Here is a 22,807-nt window from a genome sequence, read left to right as displayed (position 1 = left end):
GTTGCCGATAACGACTAACTGGCGTTTATTTGATGTAGTCATAGAAGATATACCCATAATGTTTGCCCGAATGTCCTATGCACAGAAAGGACTGCCGAACAGCAGTTGCTGTCTGCAGGCACTCAGGTCGTTTTTTTGTTTCAGCTGATCGAAATACCACTGTCCCTCACGGACATCTCCATATAAAACAGCGCCCACTAAGCGGTTGTCTTTCAGCCAAAGTTTTCGATATTCGTTTTTCTTAAGATCGCGATACACCAGTGCTTCGGTGTCGTCGCTGTCAGCCAGGGAACCGCAGGAAAACAGTTCCACACCACTGATCTTAAGTTGCGTGGCTACGGCTTCTTCAGAGTATTCCGCTACTTTACTCAGCAGTTTGGAAACCAGAATCTCTGCCTGCTGCCAGATAGGAGCAACCAGACCGTAGGTAAAGTTTTCGAACTGGCAGCATTCGCCCAGTGAAAAGATATTTTCATCACTGGTCTGCATCTGAGCATTAACCAGAATGCCTCGCTGACAGTTCAGGCCGGATGTTTCGGCCAGTGTTTTATTGGGTGTGACGCCAATGGCCATCACTACCAGATCCGCAGGCAAAATCTCGCCAGATTTGAGTTCCACTGCTTTAACTTCTGTATCAGAGCCATCTGCAGTGACATCAACCGTGCCGTGTATCACTTCTGTTTCGGCACCAAGGCGGAACTTAAGGCCACGCTCCTGCAGAGAATCCAACAGCATCTCACCAGCTGTTTCATCCAGTTGTTTGTTCAGTAGATAGCTACTACGGTGCAGCAGAGTGACATCCATACCTAGCAGGCGAAGGCCTTCAGCTGCTTCAAGCCCAAGGAAACCACCGCCAATCACAACGGCGTGTTTCTTCTCCTCAGCGAGCTGCTGCATGATTTCTACATCTTTCAGGGTGCGGAAACTCATCACCCCCTTCAGATCACTACCGGGTACTGGTACAGCACTTGGGCGAGAACCTGTAGCTACAACCAGCATGTCGTAATCAATGCTTACGCCGCTTTGGCTGATAACTCGTTTATTCTCACGATCTATCACTTCAACCGGGTCCTGGCTGTGCAGTGTTACGTTGTTTTCTGCATACCAGTCAGTGGTCAGAGTGATCACTTTATCCAAACCCATCTCACCACCCAGAAGAGGGGAGAGAAGTACTCGGTTGTAGCTACCACCTGGTTCTTCACCAAATACGGTGATGTCGAACTGGCCGGCAGCGCGCTCATTGAGCTGCTGCAACAGGCGACCTGTTGCCATTCCGTTTCCGATAATTACCAAGTGTTTTTTCATTCTTTTCTCATTCTGTTTTGCTAGCTGTGAAAAATAAAAAAGGCGTTCACATGCAACACGGGTGGGTGCTGATGTAGAACGCCTTTGTTCTCAGAGCTTGTTGTAGGCAACCGACATTCCGCACAGTGGATTCGGTTACGCGCTATATAAAGCAGTTACTGTGCCATAAAAAAATATTTCTTTTAAAACAATTGTTTATTTGTTTTTTGGTTTTGTTTGGAATAAAACCGTGCACAAAACAGGCTTATTTATGATGCGCTGCAATATAGATGTGAACTGTTTTGGTGCGTTCTCAAGGATTTACTACAACTAATGTTGTAGGTAATGAAGCAGATTCTGTGCACAGAAGTCATGGAGTGTCTCCCACTCCTTTATTGTTTCTTTACTTAATGTTGTAGGAAAAATTGGGCTAGATTAAGTCCTAGCAGAATCGCAGCGATGGCCTTCCAGACCAGTAAAGGGTTTCTCTCCAGCATTGGTTGATGCTGAACTTTCGCTTCCAGGCTTTGGTTTGGATGGGTCAGATCAGCTTGTAACTCAGAAAATGCTTCATAGCGGAAGCGGGGGTTAGGCTGTACTGCTTTACGTAAACAACCTTCCACCCATAGAGGAAGGTCCTTACGGTGGTGAAGGGCAGGGGTGTAATCCATCTCGGCATAGTTATTCAGTGTCACATCGTTAGTCGCCATCTCTTTGAATGGCAACTTGCTGGTAATCATCTCGTAGATAATCACGCCCAGAGAGAACAGATCTGACTGGTAATTGCCCGGCTCACCCAACAAATATTCGGGAGCCACGTAGTTCACCGAACCCTGTGGGATAGATTTATCCAGAGGTGAGTTCATCTCTTCAATACCGGCAATTTTCACGGTACCAAAATCAAGAATTTTAACCCTACCATCTTGGTTGATCATGATGTTTTCAGGTTTCATATCCTGATGCACCATATCCGCGCGTTGGAAGGCGCGAAGACCCTGAATGATCTGTTTGGTCAGGTTGCGTACTTCATCTAGTGGAGGATTTGGATTGTCATTCATCCACTCACGCAGATTCATCCCCTGAATATGCTCACCCAGATAATAGAGGAAGCGTTTTTCCCGTTTAGCCGGGAAGGTCTTCATCACATTAGGATGATCGATACGCTGTCCCACCCACTCCTCACGGATAAAACCATCCAGATAGAGCGTATCTTCTGAGAAGTTGGTCGAAGGGGCTTTTAGTACATACTGCTCGCCACTTTCGCTGTCTTTTACGAGATACATATGGCTGCGAGTGCCACTGAAAATAACATCCAGCACTTCGTAACCATCGATCTTATTACCTACTTGCATCACCGGAGGAATAGGTAGTTGGATCAGTCGGTTATGGCTTTCATCCAGTGTTTCTTTGGGAAGTTGATCTACACAGGTAATAAGTGCAGTGAGATTATCATCACTGCCATTTTCAAGTGCAGTTTGAATCAGTTTTTCAGCTGCCGCTTCGGCATCATCAATGCCTTCCTTGAGGATGGTTTTCAGAGTTTTACGGCTGAGGAATTCATGAACTCCATCCGTCGTCATTAACAGCAGATCGCCCTCTTTAATGGAATGGGTGCTGTAATCTACTTCCAGGTGGCGGTCTCCGCCCAGAGCACGGGCAAGATAGTTTTTACCTCCGGACTTGCGTACATGGTCAGTGGTAAGTTGTTCCAACTCGCCATCTTGTAACAGGTAAACACGGGAATCACCGACGTGGAAAAGGTGTAGCGTATTGGATTTTACGATCAGGGCAGAGAAGGTGCAGAGCATGCTGTCTTTCTCACGGCTGCTCTGGCTGTTCTCTTTATGTAGCCAGCTATTCAGTGCGGTCATTACGCGGGAAACCGAGTTACGAACACTCCAGCTATGCGGGGTACTAAAATAGTCCTGCATAAAACTGGTCACACTGGTTTGACTGGCAATGTGGGAGTCGGCACAGCTACTTACGCCATCGGCGATAACGGCGGCTCCACCTTTGAACTCTAGTTCTGAATTTTCAGGCAGGTGAGCGGCAAACGCATCCTGATTTACCTCTTTGATCCCGGCAACTGATTTGCCACCAAAGCGAAGGGATAACGTTTTTTTGCTCATAACTTTGAAACCTGAATGTAAAAATTAGGCTGCCCGAAATAAAGGCAAGGCTACGTGAAAACGTTATGAGCGAAGGCTAGAGAAGGCAAACAGCCACGAAAACGAGTAGTCAGTGTGCCCCTTAGGGTATTACTGTAGTAAATACTCGCTTTGCTCGCCCTAAAGGGCCGCCCACACAAGGTGGGCGTTGTGACAGCTAGCTGTCGCTGAGCATTTTGAGTGGCTGTTTAACGCACTATAGTCGAGTCGCAATAGTTTTCACGTAGGCGACTAGCTAACTTTGATCAGCTCAACTGTACCATCTTCGTTAACTTCTGCCATGTGGCCTTTAGGCTCTTCCAGCATAAGCAGAGCAACAAAGCCGATTACAGCAGTCGCAGCGATTACAGTGAAGAAAGTAGAGTAATCAACCATAGACAGAACTGTCAGGTAGAACACCGCACCAACGTTACCGTAAGCACCTGTCATACCAGCGATCTGACCCGTCAGACGACGCTTGATCAGAGGAACTACTGCAAATACTGCACCTTCACCCGCCTGTACGAAGAAAGAACAAGCCATCGCAGCAGCTACTGCCAGGAACAGAGGCCAAGAGCTATCGATCATAGACATAGTTGCGTAACCAACTGCCAGACCAGCCGTCAGAATCAACAGAGTTTTCTTTCGACCGAAGCGGTCACTGATCCAACCACCACCTGGGCGAGACATGAGGTTCATGAAAGCATAAGCAGAAGCCAGCAGACCTGCGTAAACCATATCCAGTTCAAATACTTCAGAGAAGAACAGAGGCAGCATAGATACTACAGCCAGCTCAGAACCGAATGTCGCGAAGTACAGCACGTTCAGTACTGCAACCTGCTTGAATTTGTACTGCTCAACTTCTGGAACAGGCTTTTCAAAGATCTCTTTGTTTACACGGTATGCGCTAAAGCAGTCGTAAACGAAGATAACAGCCAGAATCACATAGATTGCAGTTGCAGCCATATCAGAAAGAATGGATACGCCAGCTGGAGACAGTTTCCATGTCAGCAGAGAAAGTGCTGCGTACATTGGAATCTTCATGATCAGCATGAAGATGAAGTCGCCTTTGCTGGTTACTTCCATACCGCCGATTTTCTTAGGCTTGAAGTAAGTAGAACCTTTAGGTGTATCAGATACGTTTTTGTACCAGATGAAGCTGAAGATCAGGCTCATAACACCCGTCAGGCCTACAGCGTAACGCCAGCCGTCTTCACCACCAAATACCAGTGCCAGCGTAGGCAGCAGCATAGCGCCAGCAGCGGAACCGAAGTTACCCCAACCGCCGTAGATACCTTCTGCAGTACCCAGTTCATTTGCTGGGAACCACTCACTTACCATACGGATACCGATTACGAAGCCCGCACCAATGAAGCCCAGAAGGAAACGGGAAACTGCTGCTTGAGCAAAGTCCGTTGACAGGGCAAACATGAAACAAGGGATACTGGCGATAAACAGTAACGCCGCATAAGTAATACGTGGACCGTATTTATCGGTCAGCATGCCGATGATGATACGTGCCGGTATGGTCAGCGCTACGTTAAGGATCAGTAGGGTTTTTACTTCAGCTTTGGACAGACCCAAAGATTCAGCAATGGCACCCAGAAGTGGCGCATGGTTAAACCATACGAAGAATGTAATAAAGAAAGCGATCCAGCTCATGTGCAGGATCTTCATTTTCCCGGTAAACGAGAAGATATTTAGTTTGCCGCTTTCACTCATGATATTGGCCTGTAGTAATTATAAATTGTTCAGAATCTAGGAAATTGCCGAGGCGATTTCTTTTGATTCCCTATAAGTTAAAAAACAAAAAAGGCGCTCAAGCTTTCAATCCTCTCATCTTTGAGGGGGAAAGAAAGTTTGAACGCCTTTGTTCAATCCTGTGCGAGGATTGGTGGTTCCATCGTTGGAACCTAATTTTTGAGCTAAGTTGGTGCGCCTTATTGGTGCATTTTCTTAGCCTTGCACTGCTTTAGTCTTACCAGAACCTTTAAATCACCATTGATTTGTAGGGTTTATGCGCTTAAGCAGCTTTTTCCTCGCTTTCTGATTTATCTTCTTGCACTTCCTGTGCCACTTCTGACTTTTCTTCCTTTTTAGTACTGGTTTCAGTGCTATCCGGTTTGCGCTGTTTCTCGTACAGGAAGGTTAATACTTCGTGGCGGTAGTGGTTGTACTGTGGGTCATCTGCCAGTGCGATACGGTCACGTGGACGTGGCAGGTCGATATCCAGGATCTCACCTACAGTTGCGGCAGGGCCGTTAGTCATCATTACAATACGATCAGACAGCAGTACAGCTTCATCTACATCGTGGGTGATCATGATTACTGTATTGTTCAGATCTTTCTGGATCTCCATCAGGGAATCCTGAAGGTGAGCACGGGTCAGGGCATCTAGTGCACCGAATGGCTCATCCATCAACATTACTGTTGGTTCCATTGCCAGGGCGCGGGCGATACCCACACGCTGCTTCATACCACCGGAGATCTCGTCTGGACGTTTGTCCATAGCGTGATCCATATGTACCAGAGAAAGGTTGTGTTCAATCCATTCCTTCATCTCTGCTTTTGATTTCTGCTTACCGAATACCTGTTTAACCGCCAGCTCTACGTTTTCGTAAGCTGTCAGCCATGGCAGTAGTGAGTGGTTCTGAAATACTACTGCACGTTCAGGACCTGGTGCGTTTACTTCTTTACCATCCAGCAGGCAGCCACCCTGTGTGGCCTGATACAGACCGGCAACGATGTTCAGTACTGTGGACTTACCGCAACCGGAGTGACCGATCAGGGAAACAAACTCACCTTTGTTGATGGTCAGGTTTACATCCTGCAAGGCCTTAAAAGGGCCGTTAGGTGTAGGGAAATCGATATCTACTTTTGTCAGTTCTAAATGCTTTGGAGGCTGAGTCATCTTAATTCTCCTGCTGAGGGGCTTGGCCCCTCAGGCTTTAAATTCTTTTTCTCTGGATTCTCTTATCTATGAATCGCGAGTTTCGTAACCTATTCCTATTAACGCAGTACCGCAGATTTATCCCAAGACACTTTCTTCTGCAGGAACAACATCACACGGTCAAGAAGGAAGCCGATCAGACCGATAACAAGTACGGCTACCATGATACGTCCCAGTGAGCTGGAGCTACCGTTCTGGAACTCATCCCAAACGAACTTACCCAGACCCGGGTTCTGTGCCAGCATCTCTGCTGCGATCAGTACCATCCACGCGATACCTAGTGACAGGCGCAGACCAGTGAAGATCATCGGAATAGAAGATGGCAGTACAATTTTGGTTACATGCGCCATCCAGCTCAGACGCAGTACTTGAGATACGTTCTGCAGATCTTTACTGATGCTGGATACACCTACTGCTGTATTCAGCAGAGTTGGCCACAAACTACATAGAGATACAGTAATCAGTGAGGTAATGAATGACTTAGCAAACATTGGATCTTTACTTACGTACACCGCACTCACAACCATGGTTACCAGTGGTAGCCAAGCCAGAGGTGATACAGGCTTAAATAGCTGGATCAGAGGGTTAATCGCTGAATACAGTGTCTGGTTAAGGCCAATTACAATACCACCTGGGATTGCAATCAGTGATGCCAGAATAAAACCGGACAATACCGTTACCAGACTTGTACCGATCTGATCAAAGAAGGTCGGGTTGCCTGTGTAAGGGCGGATTTTTACTTTGGCGTTAGGATCTTTTTCAAGCTTCTTAGCGTTACGCTTTTCCTGGCGCTCGTAGAATGAGGCCTCTTTAGCACGCTCATTACGGTGATCGTTTACCAGGTTGATCGTTTGTTCATACACCGCTACCGGGCCAGGAAAGGCACCCAGTGACGTATTAATACTTTTCGCGCCGATCTCCCATACAAACAGGAAAACCAGTAGACCAATAAGAGGTACAAGAAGGGTCTTGCTCAGCTTTTGTAAGCTGTCTTTTGGATTTTCAAAAAAGGCACTGATGCCGGATGCTGCGGATACATTACTCATGGCTTTATACTCCCTCGTTGATCTTAGATCCCCTCCCGGAGGAGGGGACTTAACTTAAGGAACCTGTTAAAAACATCAGGGATTTATATACAGGCTCCTTAATAAACCAGATTAGATTTTCTGTTCTGGTTTCAGACCAATGTTGAACTTCTTCAGGTATTCGTTTGGCTGCTTACCGTCGTAAGTGATGCCATCGATGAAGTGAGTCTGTGGCGCACGGAAACCGTCTTCAGTATTGAAGTCTGGGAACATATCCGGCGTCATCTTACCTTCTTCGATCAGCTCTTTAGCTGCAGTAGCATAGATGTCTGGACGGTATACTTTCTTCGCGATGTCCATGAACCACTGGTCAGACTTAGGTTCAGCAATCTGGCCCCAACGACGCATCTGAGTCAGGTACCAAATTGCATCGGAGTAGTATGGGTAAGTCGCGTTGTAACGGAAGAATACGTTGAAGTCAGGCACGTCACGCTTATCGCCTTTCTCGTACTCAAATGTACCTGTCATAGAGTTAGCAATTACATCGTAGTCAGCACCAACGTAGTTTGGCTGAGACAGGATCTTAACTGCTTCTGGGCGGTTACCGTTGTTGTTGTCATCCAGCCATTTCGCTGCACGGATCATTGCTTTTACAACACGCAGGTGGGTGTTCGGGTTTTCGTCAGCCCATCCTTTAGATACACCGAATACTTTCTCTGGGTTGTCTTTCCAGATTTCGTAGTCAGTTACTACTGGTACACCGATACCTTTAAATACAGCCTGCTGGTTCCATGGCTCACCTACGCAGTAACCGTAGATAGTGCCTGCTTCCATTGTTGCTGGCATCTGTGGCGGAGGTGTTACAGAAAGCAGAGCGTCAGCATCGATAGTACCGGACGTGTCACCTTTGTGTGGTGCGTAGTAGCCTGGGTGGATACCACCGGCAGCCAGCCAGTAACGTAGCTCGTAGTTATGGGTAGATACCGGGAATACCATACCCATGTTAAATGGCTTACCTTCATCCTTATACTTTTCAACAACAGGCTTCAGAGCATCTGCTTTGATTGGGTGAACAGGTTTACCATCGGCCTGCTTCGGTACGTACTGTTTCATCTGATCCCAAATGTCGTTGGATACAGTGATCGCGTTACCGTTAAGGTCCATGGAGAATGCTGTGATGATGTGTGACTGAGTACCAAAACCGATTGTTGCACCCAGTGGCTGGCCTGCGAGCATGTGTGCTCCATCCAGCTGACCGTCGATTACACGGTCGAGAAGAACTTTCCAGTTTGCCTGTGCTTCCAGAGTTACATACAGGCCTTCATCTTCAAAGAAGCCTTTTTCGTATGCAATCGCTAAAGGAGCCATATCTGTCAGTTTGATGAAACCGAACTTCAGATCTTCCTTTTCAGGCTCACCGATAGCAGCCCATGCAGGTACTGTGATTAATGAAGCAGCAAGTACTGCACCGCTGATAACTTTACTTAGTAGAGCCTTTTTCTTCTTAAGCATGGATCGTTCTCCCAATCTTAAAAACAAAAAGGCGCCGAACATGACCACATCAATGTGATCAGTCGAGGCGCCTTTGCCTAGTATTAAATTGTTTAACCATCGCTGGTCATTTTTAACTATTAGAGTGCACCGCCATTGGATTCCTCTTTTGTTTTTACTTATAGCACTAGGCATGCCAATGTTTTATATATCTTTAAAAACAACGGGTTATTGGTTTTTGATGAGTGGTTTTGGGTCTTTGGTTGAGTTTTTTGCGCTGCACAATAGTGCGTCCATATATTCATAAGGTGCAAAATTAGGGCAAGAAAAGTGTTTGAAAATGGGGCGGGCGGTGTTTCTTTTGGGGCGTGTGCACCGGGATGGTTCTTTGGGAGTATTTGCTGGTGCTTGATTGATTTATCAGTGAAAGGCTATTCACTGGTGCTTCATAATAGTCTTTATTTGATTTGGATTAATGTAAGACAAATAGGGGTTTACCCTAATCTTTTTTGTGATCTATAATTTCCTGTATAAAGCCTATAATAGTTATATTAGACCAAGTTTTATATTCCACTCAGTTATTATGGCTTTGTGTGTTTCCACCTCCCATGGAAAGGGTAATTGCCTTCTTAGGGGTATTTACATTGCAAATAAAAGTTTTTTCTTACCTTTGTGCGGTAGCTTTAGTTGCAGGATGTTCGGAGGAGCATCTGCCTGAAGATGCTAACGGCCGCGAGTTATACAATTTCCACTGTGCAGGATGCCACCAAGAAACAGGTGTTGGAAAATTTTTTGCAGGAATCCCTGCCAATGCCAATACGCCGATGTCGTCTTACGAAGTTGTGCAACTGATTCAAAAAGGTAAGCAGGGTAAAGAGGGGATGCCTGTGTTTGAACAGCTAACCAAGAGGGAGGCGATCTTGATTGCGGGGTATCTGAAACAGCTCCAACCATAGCAGTAAGCTATAGTTTCAACTTAATAGCATATGGCAGTGAAGTTCTTATTTTACTCAGTTTTCGTCGTAAGGCTTTTAAATGAAAGATTTGCAAAATCTACCCGTTAAAACGATCTCTATCTATCTGTTAGTGTCGGTCCCGTGGATCCTGCTGTCTGATTGGGTAGTGACTCTCTTTCCTGCTGAGCATCAGCATCTTCTGCAAACTTCAAAAGGCTGGCTTTTTGTCGCCATCACCAGCTTTATTATTTACATGCTGCTTAAAAGGGCATGTGATACGTCATCTGAACTGGATGAAAAGTTGGAGGAAACTGTTCACGATCTGGCCATGGCAAATAGGGGCAAGCAGGCCGTATTGAATGCGATGCCGGTTTCGGTATGGGAAGAAGATTTTTCCCAGATCAAAAAATATATTGATGACTATATAAAGCCAGAAAATTCTGATGTGCTCAGGCAATGGTTTGATGATACCCCAGAGGGTGTTTTTCTTCTTGCTGGAAAAGTGAAGACCTTATCCATTGGCGGATCAACACTGGAGATGTTTCGGGCAAACAGTAAGCCGGAACTGCTGGATAACTTACAGAATGTTTTTACAGAAGCTTCGCTAAGAGCATTCAGGGAAGAGATTATTGCACTTTATGACGGGCAGCATTATTTCAATATTGAGGCCGAGCAGCGTCGTTTAGACGGATCAACCTTTCAGACCAGTACTTCTGTTTCCTTGCCTAGCACGAGTCTGGATAGCTGGGATCGGGTGATAGTATGTATTGAGGATATCAGTCACAAACAAGCCGCAGAAAAGGCAATGGATGTCTTTTTCGATCTGGATATGAACCTCCATATCATTGCGGATCTGGATAGTACCATCCTAAGGGTGAATCATGGTTGGAATACTGTTTTGGGCTATGAGCGAGAGGAGTTGGAGGGTAAGCCGTTCCTGAATTTTGTTCATGAGGATGATATGGAGAGAACTCTTAGCGAGATGGCTTCATTAAAATCAGGACAAACTACATATTATTTTGAAAACCGCTATAAGCATAAAAATGGTGACTATAGGTATCTGGCCTGGTCAGCTATTGCCCCCGAAGGCGGTAGTGTCATCTATGCAGTGGCTACTGATATTACAGAGAAAAAGATATCTGAACTTAAATTGAGAGATGCTGCATCAGTTATCAATAACACCTCAGAAGGGGTGATGCTGACAGAGCTAGACGGGACTATCAAAGAGGTGAATGGAGCTTTCACATCGATAACAGGTTATTCTCGCGCTGAAGTTATAGGGCAAACCCCCAGCATTCTTAAATCCGGTCGGCATGATGCAATCTTCTACAACAAAATCTGGAATGGAATCTCCGATACAGGCTATTGGCAAGGAGAGATATGGAACCGTAAGAAAAATGGCGAGATATACCCTGAGCTGCTCACTATTGACACCATAAAGGATGAAGAGGGTAGGCCGAGCGCTTATGTGAGTGTGTTTACCGATATCTCCCTTGTTAAGAATGCGGAAAACAGGCTTATTCATGTCAGTACTCATGATGCTCTGACTGGGCTGGCAAATAGAAGTTTGCTAGATGAGCAGTTGGACCATGCAATCAAGCATGCGAAGCGAGTTAATACAATTGCGGCCCTTCTATTATTGGATATCGATAATTTTAAGTACATAAACGATAGCCTGGGTTTCAACGCGGGTGACCAACTGTTACGACAGATCTCTTCTAGAATTTCAGCTTCGACCAGAGCGGATGACACAATTGCCAGGCTGGGTAGCGATGAGTTTGCGATTGTGCTGGAGGGTATCGAGTACTCCAAGCAGGTCAGCCAAGTGGTAGAAAACCTACTGGAAAACCTTAAACCTCCATTCCAGATAGAAGGAAATGAGATATACATTTCAGCCAGTGCTGGAATCAGTTTATATCCGCATGACTCTGATACGGGTGATGGACTGATCCGTAATGCGAATTCTGCACTTACTAAAGCAAAGGAATCAGGAAAAGGTATCTATCTATTTTATGCGGAAGAGCTCACATCGGCTGCGCTGGAATATCTTCTAATTGAAAATGCATTACGGACCGCTTTAGAGAAGGATCAGTTTTATTTGGTGTATCAGCCTCAATTTGATCTGGTCACAGGCATGTTGGAAGGAATGGAAACACTGATCAGGTGGAATCACCCGGATCTGGGAACGATTCCACCGGGTAAGTTTATCCCTATTGCTGAACGCTCAAAACTTATCAATGATATTGGTTTGTGGGTTTTGACCCAGGCTTGCCTGCAGGGAAAAAAATGGCTTGATCAGGGATATGATATTGGCCGGATAGCGGTTAACGTTTCAGTGCCTCAGGCGATGAGAAGTGATCTAGCCTTGATTGTCGAGCAAGTGCTGGAAACCACAGCATTCCCAGCGGTGAATCTGGAGCTTGAAGTCACTGAGACTTTTGCCATGAAAGATCCAGAAACTAGTATTAAACTTCTAGGTATGCTCAGAGATAAAGGAATAGAGATTGCTGTGGATGATTTTGGTACTGGCTACTCCTCTCTTAGCTATTTGAAAAAACTACCAATTGATAAACTGAAGATTGATCAGTCCTTTACCGCTTCAATTACATCTTCAAAAGATGATCAGGCGATTGTGGATGCGATTATTTCCTTAGGAGATTCACTCTCTCTGAAAACTATTGCAGAGGGGGTGGAGACTTCTGAGCAATTGGATTTATTAAAAAGTTTAGGGTGCCAGCAGGGACAGGGGTATCTTTACAGTAAGCCGGTTGGCCCAGACGAGTTTGAAAGGCTGTTTTTAGGTAGTGAAGGTTAATGACAACTAAACGTAAATTGACGCTTTCAATAGTAGAAAAACGAGTGGAGCAATTACCGCTGTTACCTGCGGTGGTATGTGATCTGATGACACTGGATCCTAACTCTTCACATTTCTATGACAAAGTCACTGAACTGTCTGAAAGTGACCCTCCGTTAGCTACCCGCGTATTGAAGATTGTTAACTCGGCAGCCGCCGCCCCTTCTCATACGATTACAGACCTGCACGAGGCTTTGATTCGTGTCGGCGTAAATAAAATCCTCTATTTCATAACTTCAGTTTCGGTGTCTAAGGTATTTACCCCGGCTACTGACCAGCAGAAAGCGATTTGGCAGCATTCAATTGAAACTGCTCATATCGCTGAGTTTATAGCTGACAATATGCCGGACTTTCATGTCGATAAGCATATGGCATTCACATGTGGACTACTGCATGACATCGGGCGCTTTGTTCTTTTTGAAATAACCGCTAAAGCGATTGAGGTTGTGGATAGTAAAGGCTGGGATACGCCAATTGAACTGCCTGATGTCGAGCGGAATATTCTAGGTTTTACCCATGCTGAGGTGGGTTATCTTGCCGCTAAGAAATGGCAACTGCCAAAACTGGTTGTGGAGCTGATCCATCACCACCATAACTATGGATTGTGGCAGACGAGGGATGTACCTGAGAGTTTTAAACAATTGCTGACAGTGGTGCAGTTTGCTGATTTCCTGAGTGTACTTATTGAAAAGAACCCTGATTGGCCAACCTGGGATCGGGAAAAGTTGCGTGCTCAGATAACGGAAACCTGTTTGTACAAGGCTTGGCCTGTGATACCTTTCCCTATTGATCAACTTGTTGATGAGCTTCCTGCGATTGCAGTTGAGTGCCATCAAATCATGGAAAAACTGCGTTTAAGCTAAAGGTAACTCCAGCGTCGTACTTATTAGTCTAAGATTGCTTTAATAGAGTGGATGGGCTCAGTCTCCAATCCACTCTTTATAAAGATCTTCCCGATACACATCCCGCACAATTTGGTCTTTATCCAGAACTAGTTCCGTGCTGATCTGACCACACTGCTTCATCTGATCAATCAGGAAAAGACCGTGATCTGGGTCTGGGCAGTTTACATTATCACCGGCGAAGTGCTGCTCCATGGAGTAGGGCGGTTCAAATGCAGCCAGCTGTTCTGCGGCTTGATCCAAGTAGGGGGGTAGAGCAAGCAGCTGCATAAGCTCTTCTTTATTTGCTGGATCTTCAGCCCAGAGGCAAGCTTCATACACTGCGGTTATCAATGCTCTATGGGTATTAGGGTTCTCATCAGCCCATTTTTGGGTAACGCCTAGGACTTTTTCCATATGCGAGCCCCAGATCTTGTGGCCCGTGCTCAACAAGCCGCCAATCTGCTGCAGTAACGCCAGGCTATTCCATGGCTCACCAACACAGTAGCCATCAATAAGTCCGGTAGATAGGTTCTCCAGCATTTTGGTTGGAGGTACTGCAACCAGTTGGACATCATCTTCGGTATCGATATTGTTCTGATTAAGCCAAAAACGAAGTTGGTAGTGATGGTTTGAATAGGGGTAAACCGTCGCAATAACGGGTTTACGTTGGCTCTGTTGTACCAGTTCTTTGAACTGCTGACCGACTTCGTCTGAGTTATCCCAGTCAGAGATCTTGTCAGACAATGCCATATACAGTTCTTGCGATAGAGTGATTGCGGTACCGTTCTGGCTCAAAGACAGAGCTGTCATCATCGGTGTCGCATTACCATTCAACCCCAGGGTGGCTGCCAAAGGCATTGGTGCGAGCATGTGCGCACCATCTAGCAAGCCAAAGCTCACTTTATCGCGAATAGAAGCCCAGGAGGATTCTTTACTCAGAATGACATTCAAACCGTTCTTATTGAAAAAGCCTTTTTCTCTTGCAACAACCAAAGGAGTACAATCGAGCAGCGCGACAAAACCTAATTTCAGGTCAGTTTTTTCCAGTGTCAGTGAGTCTGACATATCAGCTCTTCTCCTCTCTTTACTTGCTTAAACCGTTGGCCAGTTGCAAAACTTCAATCACATTTCGTGCCACATCTGGCATTTTTTGGCCTCGGTCCATCGCTAGCTTACGCAGGGTCTGATATGCCTGCTCTTCATCACAACCCTGATGCTTCATCAGCATACCCTTAGCTTTTTCGATAGTTTTGCGGTCAGCGAGCTGGGTTCTGGTTTTCTCCAGTTCCTCCCGTAGCGCACTGTGGGCATCGAAATGGGCTATCGCAGTGTCCATAATGGCTTTTACCCGATCGGGCTGCAGACCATCAGCAATATATGCGCTGACCCCAGCATTGATCGCATCAGCCATGGTCTTGCGGTCATTCTGCTGTTCAGCAAAAAAGACAATAGGGCGAGGGTTGTTCTGACTCATCGTGGCCATGCTTTCCAGCGTGTCACGATTAGGTGAATCCATATCTATAATGACTATATCGGGGTGGTTTTCCTCGACATGTTTATTAAGATCAGATGTGTTTGGCAGGTGACAGACAACATGGTGGCCTAAGGCGTGCAGGGCTTCTTCGAGCGCCTTTACACGATCCGGTTCATCATCTATCAGCAGCACATTTAAACAGTTCACTTTACTCATTAATCCAGTCCCGGAATTGGATGCCCAGTAATGAAGCAATATCCGTTCCACTTAAGGGTATTTCAGCTTAACTGGCACATTGCTTGCTGTTATATGCCCATAACATTTAGCAATAACCCCTTTTTGCTACGGGTTATTAGCGTTTTTTACCCTTTGTTTTACGGCCTTTTCATCGATTTTTTGCCGGGAACTGAGGCTTTTAGTTGGAGATTCTGATGCATAAAAATACTACCTGTCCTTACTGCGGTGTGGGTTGTGGCGTAAAAGCCGAGATCGCTGATACTGAAAACAGTATAGTTGGAGTGAAGGGTAATAAAGAGCATCCTGCCAACTATGGTCGTTTATGTGTGAAAGGTTCATCGCTAAATGAGGTGTTGGGAAGTGAAGGGCGTTTGCTTAGTCCGCGCGTCAAAGGTGAGCAGGTCGACTGGGATAGCGCACTAGAAACGGTCGCGGAAGGATTTATTGGCACTGTTATGGAGCATGGCTCAGACTCTGTTGCACTATATTTGTCCGGTCAGTTACTCACTGAGGATTATTATGTTGCCAACAAATTGATGAAAGGCTTTGTGGGAACGGCGAATGTCGATACTAACTCACGCCTTTGTATGTCTTCGGCGGTTGCGGGTTATAAAAGGGCATTTGGTTCAGATTCGGTGCCTTGCTGTTATGAAGACTTAGAGCTGGCGGATCTGATTGTTATTACAGGTTCAAATACCGCATGGAACCATCCGATTTTGTTCCAGCGTATGAAAGCTGCGAAAAGCAAAAATCCTAACATGAAGGTAGTGGTTATTGATCCTCGCCGTACTGCTACCTGTGACATTGCTGATCTACATCTGCAGCTTAAGCCGGATTCTGATACATCTCTATTCACGGGTTTGTTGGCTTACCTGTCTAGTAATGGGCAGATTAATAGTGAATATGTTGATCTCTATACCGAAGGGTTTGAGGTCGCAGAGGCCAAAGCCTGTTCACTGTTTCCAGATATTGAATCAGTAGCAGCAGCTTGTGACCTTCTTCTATCTGATCTTCAAACTTTCTTTGATTGGTATTCAGAGACAGATAAAACGGTGAGCTTCTACTCCCAAGGGGTGAACCAGTCTGCCAGTGGTACCGATAACTCTAATGCGATTATTAACTGCCATTTGGCAACTGGGCGTATAGGCCGAGAAGGGGCAGGTCCTTTTTCTATTACAGGTCAGCCTAATGCTATGGGTGGACGTGAAGTAGGTGGGTTGGCTAACCAGCTTGCTGCGCATATGGAGCTAACTTCAGAAGAGTCTCTGGACCGGGTTAAGCGCTTCTGGAATGCGCCTAATATGGCTACGGAGGAAGGCTATAAAGCGGTGGATCTGTTTGAGGCGATTGAAGAGGGTAAAGTCAAAGCAGTCTGGATTATGGGAACCAACCCAGCGGTAAGTTTGCCAAACGCAGATCAGGTGGTACGTGCCCTGAAAAAATGCCCGTTAGTGGTGGTGTCTGATTGTATGGCGAATACAGATACACTGGATTTAGCTGATGTTTGTTTGCCTGCCACAGGTTGGAGTGAGAAAAACGGTACGGTTACAAACTCTGAACGTCGTATCTCAAGACAGCGCAGTTTGTTGCCGCCATCGGGTGAAGCAAAACCTGACTGGTGGATAATAAGTGAAGTTGCTAAGCGTATGGGTTACGGCGATGCTTTTAGTTATGAGCATCCCTATCAGATTTTTTCAGAGCATGCTGCCTTGTCTGGCTTTGAGAATAATGGCAGTCGTGATTTCGATATCAGTATGTTTCAGGATATCGATGAGAAATCCTATGATGAATTGAAACCTGTTCAATGGCCCGTGAATCAGGATGCTCCATACGGCACCGCGCGTATGTTTGCTGATGGAAAGTTCTTTACTCCGTCCGGAAAGGCGCGTTTTGTCAGCATTGATCCAAAGTTGCCTTTGCAGTTGCCTTCAGAAGATACACCATTTGTTATGAACACGGGACGAATCCGTGATCAGTGGCACACTATGGCAATGACCGGGCGAACCAGTCGACTGTTCCAACACCGTGATGAGCCATTTGTGGAGCTTAATAAAGCTGATGCATTTAAGCTGGGTGTTGAAGAGGGAGAGCTGGTTAAAGTCAGTAACTTCCAGGCGGAATACATTGGGCGTGCACGTGTGGTAGAAGATGATCAGCGCAGAGGTGAAATTTTTGTACCTATGCATTGGAATGGCCAGTTCAGCTCTAAAGCGCGTATGGGAGCACTGGTACAGCCCAAAGTTGATCCGCTTTCAGGTCAGCCTGAAGGTAAGCATGCGGTTGTAAAAATTGATCTGTTAAGACCAGCCTGGCAGGGATGGTTGATGTGTAAAGAAGCTTTAACTGAGGCTTTACCTGTTGAGTACTGGTCTAAAGTGCCTAAGGAAACGGCTTCCTTATATTACCTTGCCGATACTCAAGAGTTGGATGATGGCCTCAAATGGTGCCGTGAGCATCTGGGTGAGGTAGACATCTGGTTGGAAGATAAAGGTAGTAATAGTTTCAGGGCTGCTGGTTTAAATGGAGAGCAGCTAGAATGGGCTTTCTTTGTAATGCCTTATGGACAGATTCCATCGACTATGTGGATGGAAGAGATGTTTGCTGAAGCAGAACTATCTATAGATCAACGCCGTTACCTCCTGAGTGTGACTGGCTGCGAACTGGAAGATCCTGGAGAAATGATCTGCAGCTGTTATCAGGTCGGCAGTAATGCAATTGAAGATGCCATCAGCCAGGGGTGCAAATCAGTGGATGCACTGGGTGCTAAACTTAAATGCGGAACCAACTGTGGGTCCTGTATTCCAGAGTTGAACGGACTTTTAGCGAAGCAGTTGTAGTACAGAGGAAATAACAACTTAGAACCTTACTTTAACCTTACTTGGATCAAATAATGAACAGTGAAACTTCTGTAGTATGCCCTGTTTATTAAACTGAATAATGATAACCAGAAGAGAGGCCATGGTGCATTGTAGTTAATACATAGTACTGAGCTTCATCCAGAGTAGAGACGATTAGGGCGGGCATCAGTAGATGCCCTTTTTTTTGCCTGCTATTCTTAAGTGACACCTACACTAAGTTATGCGTGGGATGGACGGGCTAGTATCAAGGAGTAGAAGTGAGGAAAACGGTTGTACGTGCACTCTATTTGATTGCGGGGTTGCTTTGTGTCCTGATCGGTTTAATAGGGGTCATCTTGCCATTACTTCCAACCACCCCTTTCCTGTTGGTGGCCGCTTTTTGTTTTTCTCGAAGTTCTGAGCGATTACATCAGTACCTTTTGAATCATCCTATTTTTGGTGGCCTGATCCGTAACTGGGAGGATTATGGGGTCATCCCTTTAAAAGCGAAAGTCATTGCAACAACCATGATGTTGGTTATGGTAAGTTACCCGCTGTTTTTTAAGAGTTTTCATATAGGCCTTAAAATGATGGTAGTTGCTACCATTATTTTAGCCGTGAGCTATATTTGGACCCGTCCTTCCGTTCCCTTGTTGAAAAAAGGTTAATAGATGCAGGTTAAATTTTTCCAGCGTGCAGCGGTTATTCTGGCTTTTGTGTTTGCCAGCAGTTTAGTGTCCGCGCTTGAACTGAGCCCTGAAGAATCTGCGTACCTTGACTCAAGAGAAGAATTTCTAATCTGTGTTGATCCGGACTGGTTGCCATTTGAGGCTATTGAAGATGGCAAGCATATAGGTATAGCTGCAGACTATTTTGCTGAATTTTCACAGATACTTAATAAACGCTTCACCTTACTTGAGACGAAAAGCTGGACTGAGTCAGTGGAAACCGCTAAGGCAGGTAATTGTGACATCCTGACTATCCTGAATGAAACCCCAGAGCGACTTAAGTTTCTGAATTTTACTGAGCCTTATGTAACCACTTCTGTTGTGATTGTTAGTAAAGAGGATGTCTACGTTATCGATAGTTTATCGGCACTGGAGGGGAAGACACTTGCGGTTCCAGAAAACTATTTCTACGTGGAATATCTCCAGCGGGATTATCCAGATATTAATCTGGTTTATACCCAGAGTCAGAAAGAATCAATCAAAAAGGTATCCACAGGTCAGGTATTCGCCACCATAGGTACCCAGGTTACTTTGTTGCGTGATCTACAGCAGTTGGCAATCAGCAATGTCAAAGTCGCAAGCTTCACAGAATATAAAAGTGTTTTACGTGTTGGTGTAAAGAAGAGCGACATGCTGCTACATAGCATTATGTCTAAAGTGGTTAATGAAGTGCCTCGTGATATGGAGAATAAGATTCTGCAACGTTGGTACAGCGTGAAAGTTGAGCAGGATATTGATGCGACAGTGCTGTGGCAGATTATGGCTGCTTCTTTTGCCATATTTATTATTCTCTACCTACAAATACGAAATGCACGTAACTTTAATAAGGTGCTGCGTGAGAAAAATAAAGAACTTGAAAGGATAAGCCAAACGGATCATCTAACGGGGGTCTATAACAGGCTAAAAACCGATCAGGTAATTAAGAACGAAGTTTCCCGTGCGGAACGTTATGGAAGCTCGTTCAGTATTATGCTGTTTGATATTGATCACTTTAAACAGATTAATGACAGCAAAGGACATCAGGTAGGTGACGTGGCTCTGGTTCAATTATGTAACCTTGTGAAAAGTAATATTCGTGAGACCGACCTTCTAGGACGTTGGGGCGGTGAAGAGTTTATGTTGGTTTGTCCTGAGCTGTCTGCAGCCAAGGCTGGGCAACTAGCTGAAAAGCTTAGAGGATTAATAGAGAATCATAGTTTCCCACATGCTTTGCAGATTACTGTTAGCTTTGGTGTGGCTGAGTATCGTAATGGTGATAAACCTGATGAACTTCTAAGCCAAGCAGATAAGCTTCTTTACAAAGCTAAAGATGCTGGTCGGAACCGAGTAGCATTGAGTTAACAGTTCTTTTTATCAATATGCAGAATAGGCGGGTTTAAACTCATTTATTAAGCCTTACAGAAAGCCCTTTATCAGGGCTTTTTTACATTCTGCCTTCAAATAAATTCACCTTTTTTAGCTTTTTTCCTTGAAAGTTACTCATTAAAAAATTGATAAAATTTTACTAAAAACACGTTCTAAACAAGTGAACCCCGGTAAATACAAGGTGTTGGAGGGAAATTCAAACAAGGGTTAATTTTTTGTATAAAAACTAGATAAAATTTTAGTAAAAACAAACTTTTAAAAACGTCTAAGCCCACTAGGATTAAGGCATACAAGGTCATTCATAAACGAATCAAGGTTTGAATGGTCCAAACAGAAAGCAGTAATGAATAACGAAAGCGTGGGTGATGGTTATGAGCACTTCAGCGAATAACTCAGGACATAATCTCAAAGTGGCGATGCTCGATCCTACGGGTACATACGCCAGTTGGAGCCAGGATGTAGCGAAATCTGGATATCACTGGGATTTCGTAAGATTCGACACTCAAGAGAGTATGATGGCTCAGCTGGAACAGCAGGTATGCGATGTCGTTATTATTACTTGCTCTATGCGTGCCCAGAATGAACTAGATTTGATGGCTGATATTGCCAGTAAACAGCCTGGAGCAATTCGTATTTTTGTTGGTGCGGAATACTGGAACGCCAATCAGCGTGCTAAAGCTGCTGAGTTGGTACACCGGGTATATCCAAGTTCATCCAGTACAGAAGAGATGGGCGACATGATCGAGTATCTGGTAAAGATTATGCGTCTGTTAAACCGCTCATCTTTACAGGATTACGTTGCAAATGTTGGTTGCTTGCCTTCACCTCCGGCTATCTATCGTCAATTAAGTGAAGCGATTAAGTCAGAAGTCAGTGATCTAAGAGAAATTAGTGAGATTGTTGAACAGGACCCAGCAATAGTAGCTCAGATCATTAAGCAGGTGAATTCAGCCTTCTTTGGTTTTAATCGTGAGATCAGCAATCTGAAAGAAGCCATCTCTATGTTGGGTGTAAGAAACTTGCGCAGTCTGGCTTTGAGCAGTCAGCTACATTCCCAATTTGCAGAGGGTGAGGGTTGGAATCAATTTTCTTTTGAAATGGTTAATCAGCGTTCGTTGCTGGTGGCTCGATTAGCTCAGGCTATCAGTCGCCGGGCAGGGGCAAATAAAACTGTTCAGGATCAGGCTTTCCTCGCTGGGTTGCTACATGATCTGGGTATTATGATCATGGCATCGCATGATCCTGAACAGTATCGCAAGTTGCTGAGCTATGCGGTTAAGAAGCAGAAGCCAATCTATTTGGTAGAGAAAGCAGCGTTTGGTTTCTTTCATGGTGAAGTTGCAGGAGCGTTGTTAGCTCTATGGAATCTGCCACCACAGGTTGTTGAAGCAGTAATGTTGCACCACGTGCCACATCTATCTGCATGTAAAGAATTTTCTCCTTTAACTGCGGTTCATGTTGCGGATGCTATGCTGCCATCGGTCCCGGTTGAAGGTAAATGCGATCTGGCTAGTAGCTTATCGCTGCGTTACCTGGATCAAGTGGGCGTCATGGATGAAGTTCCGCAGTGGCGTATTGTCGCTAATGAATATCGTGTTCGCATGGTATCGAATCTATAGAGAGGATCTCTAACTCGCTGGAAAAAGAAAGAGAGCCAGGCCTTACAGGGAACATACGTTTGGGGTCTGTGACAGGTGGGGTCTGGCTAGCTTTTTCTTAATTCTTCTCTTCTCCATCTGGTTTCATTCTTTCACCCCTGTATAACCTGCTACAATCTCCGCATCGTTCTCCAGAGTGTTATCTGCAATTCCATGAGTAAAAGAACATCGAACAAGGGTAAATCAGGCCTTCATGTTCGTAACCCACATAATGGATCTTATGATTTTGAGAAATTGTGTCGGGTTTCACCTGAATTAAAAGCTTTCATTTATCAGGCTCCCAATGGCCGCGATTCAATTAAATTTTCAGATCCTGATGCGGTTAAAGCTCTCAATAAAGCATTGCTAAAAGCTTTCTATCAGATTGAGTTCTGGGATCTTCCAGCAGGTTATCTATGTCCACCGATTCCGGGACGGGCAGATTATATTCACCATCTGGCGGATCTGTTGGGTGATGCTAATGCAGGAGCAATTCCTCAAGGCGGTAATATCCGAGGGTTGGATATCGGTACGGGGGCGAGTGTGATCTATCCTATTCTGGGTAGTCGGAGTTATGGCTGGTCATTTATCGGTAGTGATATTGACCCGGTATCCATAGCAACTGCAGAGCAGATTTCTAAGTTCAATCCGGTTTTGAAAAAGAAGATCCGTTGTCGATTGCAGAAGTCACAGGATAATATATTTAAGGGAGTTATCCCGCAGGATGAGCGCTTTGATTTTACGCTTTGTAATCCTCCATTTCATGCCTCATTAGCAGAGGCGACAGCAGGTTCAAAACGCAAAGTGCGTAATCTTAGTAAAGCTTCAGGCAAGGAAATGCCGGAAAAGCTAGAGCTTAATTTCGCAGGGCAGGGCGCTGAACTTTGGTGCAAGGGTGGCGAGATCGCTTTTGTCAGAAAGATGATTAAAGAAAGTGC

General features: G+C 45.2%; 16 protein-coding genes. 8 read left to right on the top strand and 8 right to left on the bottom strand.

The features are described from left to right. Positions 1-75: 75 nt before the first annotated feature. From GY843_RS08895 to GY843_RS08870, 6 genes are all read right to left on the bottom strand, one after another. Positions 76-1,305: an FAD-dependent oxidoreductase gene (locus GY843_RS08895; protein ID WP_297308702.1), complete on the bottom strand. Its 1,230-nt coding sequence runs from the start codon at positions 1,303-1,305 to the stop codon at positions 76-78. Positions 1,306-1,691: 386 nt separating this feature from the next. Next, positions 1,692-3,413 carry a bifunctional protein-serine/threonine kinase/phosphatase gene (locus GY843_RS08890; protein WP_297308700.1) on the bottom strand — a complete coding sequence of 574 codons (1,722 nt, stop codon included), beginning with the start codon at positions 3,411-3,413 and terminating at the stop codon, positions 1,692-1,694. Positions 3,414-3,683: 270 nt separating this feature from the next. Beyond that, positions 3,684-5,153, bottom strand: coding sequence for a NarK family nitrate/nitrite MFS transporter (locus GY843_RS08885; RefSeq protein ID WP_297308698.1), 1,470 nt, complete (start codon positions 5,151-5,153; stop codon positions 3,684-3,686). A gap of 301 nt (positions 5,154-5,454) precedes the next feature. Next, a complete protein-coding gene (locus GY843_RS08880) occupies positions 5,455-6,342 on the bottom strand; it encodes an ABC transporter ATP-binding protein (protein ID WP_297308696.1) in 888 nt (295 codons plus the stop codon). 98 nt (positions 6,343-6,440) lie between these two features. Then, on the bottom strand, positions 6,441-7,427 hold the full coding sequence (locus GY843_RS08875; protein WP_297308694.1) for an ABC transporter permease: 987 nt from the start codon (positions 7,425-7,427) through the stop codon (positions 6,441-6,443). Positions 7,428-7,538: 111 nt separating this feature from the next. After that, the gene (locus GY843_RS08870; protein ID WP_297308692.1) at positions 7,539-8,918 is read right to left on the bottom strand and encodes a CmpA/NrtA family ABC transporter substrate-binding protein; all 1,380 of its coding nucleotides are present in this window, start codon (positions 8,916-8,918) and stop codon (positions 7,539-7,541) included. Between the two features lie 623 nt (positions 8,919-9,541). Here GY843_RS08870 and GY843_RS08865 point away from each other — a divergent pair. The 3 genes from GY843_RS08865 to GY843_RS08855 all read left to right on the top strand — a co-directional run bounded on the left by GY843_RS08865 (position 9,542) and on the right by GY843_RS08855 (position 13,570). Continuing rightward, positions 9,542-9,853 (top strand): cytochrome c, encoded by a 312-nt coding sequence (locus tag GY843_RS08865; RefSeq protein WP_297308690.1) that lies wholly within the window; start codon positions 9,542-9,544, stop codon positions 9,851-9,853. A gap of 79 nt (positions 9,854-9,932) precedes the next feature. Further along, positions 9,933-12,668, top strand: coding sequence for a bifunctional diguanylate cyclase/phosphodiesterase (locus GY843_RS08860; protein WP_297308688.1), 2,736 nt, complete (start codon positions 9,933-9,935; stop codon positions 12,666-12,668). Next, positions 12,668-13,570: an HDOD domain-containing protein gene (locus GY843_RS08855; RefSeq protein ID WP_297308687.1), complete on the top strand. Its 903-nt coding sequence runs from the start codon at positions 12,668-12,670 to the stop codon at positions 13,568-13,570. Before GY843_RS08860 ends, GY843_RS08855 begins: the two co-directional genes overlap by 1 nt. Before the next feature lie 57 nt (positions 13,571-13,627). Here the strand turns inward: GY843_RS08855 and GY843_RS08850 are convergent, their stop codons facing one another. Beyond that, entirely contained in the window at positions 13,628-14,656 is a 1,029-nt protein-coding gene (locus tag GY843_RS08850; RefSeq protein ID WP_297308685.1) for a CmpA/NrtA family ABC transporter substrate-binding protein, read from the bottom strand. Between the two features lie 19 nt (positions 14,657-14,675). Next, the gene (locus GY843_RS08845; protein ID WP_297308683.1) at positions 14,676-15,281 is read right to left on the bottom strand and encodes an ANTAR domain-containing response regulator; all 606 of its coding nucleotides are present in this window, start codon (positions 15,279-15,281) and stop codon (positions 14,676-14,678) included. Positions 15,282-15,496: 215 nt separating this feature from the next. Between GY843_RS08845 and GY843_RS08840 the strand changes: the two genes are divergently transcribed. The 5 genes from GY843_RS08840 to rlmF form a co-directional block, all read left to right on the top strand. After that, a complete protein-coding gene (locus tag GY843_RS08840) occupies positions 15,497-18,139 on the top strand; it encodes a nitrate reductase (RefSeq protein ID WP_297308681.1) in 2,643 nt (880 codons plus the stop codon). 278 nt (positions 18,140-18,417) lie between these two features. Then, positions 18,418-18,807: a YbaN family protein gene (locus GY843_RS08835; RefSeq protein WP_297308679.1), complete on the top strand. Its 390-nt coding sequence runs from the start codon at positions 18,418-18,420 to the stop codon at positions 18,805-18,807. Positions 18,808-18,810: 3 nt separating this feature from the next. Beyond that, complete coding sequence (locus GY843_RS08830; protein ID WP_297308677.1) at positions 18,811-20,208, top strand: diguanylate cyclase; 1,398 nt, start codon at positions 18,811-18,813, stop codon at positions 20,206-20,208. Positions 20,209-20,603: 395 nt separating this feature from the next. Next, complete coding sequence (locus GY843_RS08825) at positions 20,604-21,851, top strand: HDOD domain-containing protein (RefSeq protein WP_297308675.1); 1,248 nt, start codon at positions 20,604-20,606, stop codon at positions 21,849-21,851. Positions 21,852-22,043: 192 nt separating this feature from the next. Further along, positions 22,044-22,807, top strand: a 764-nt coding sequence (gene rlmF / locus GY843_RS08820; protein WP_297308673.1) for a 23S rRNA (adenine(1618)-N(6))-methyltransferase RlmF, incomplete at its 3' end; no start/stop codon positions are given.

Origin of the sequence: Neptuniibacter sp. (assembly GCF_024231755.1) — a bacterium.
In the GTDB taxonomy this organism is placed as follows: Bacteria; Pseudomonadota; Gammaproteobacteria; order Pseudomonadales; family Balneatricaceae; genus Neptuniibacter.
Note: the sequence above shows the minus strand (reverse complement) of the source record. Positions and strands in the feature narration are given on the sequence as shown.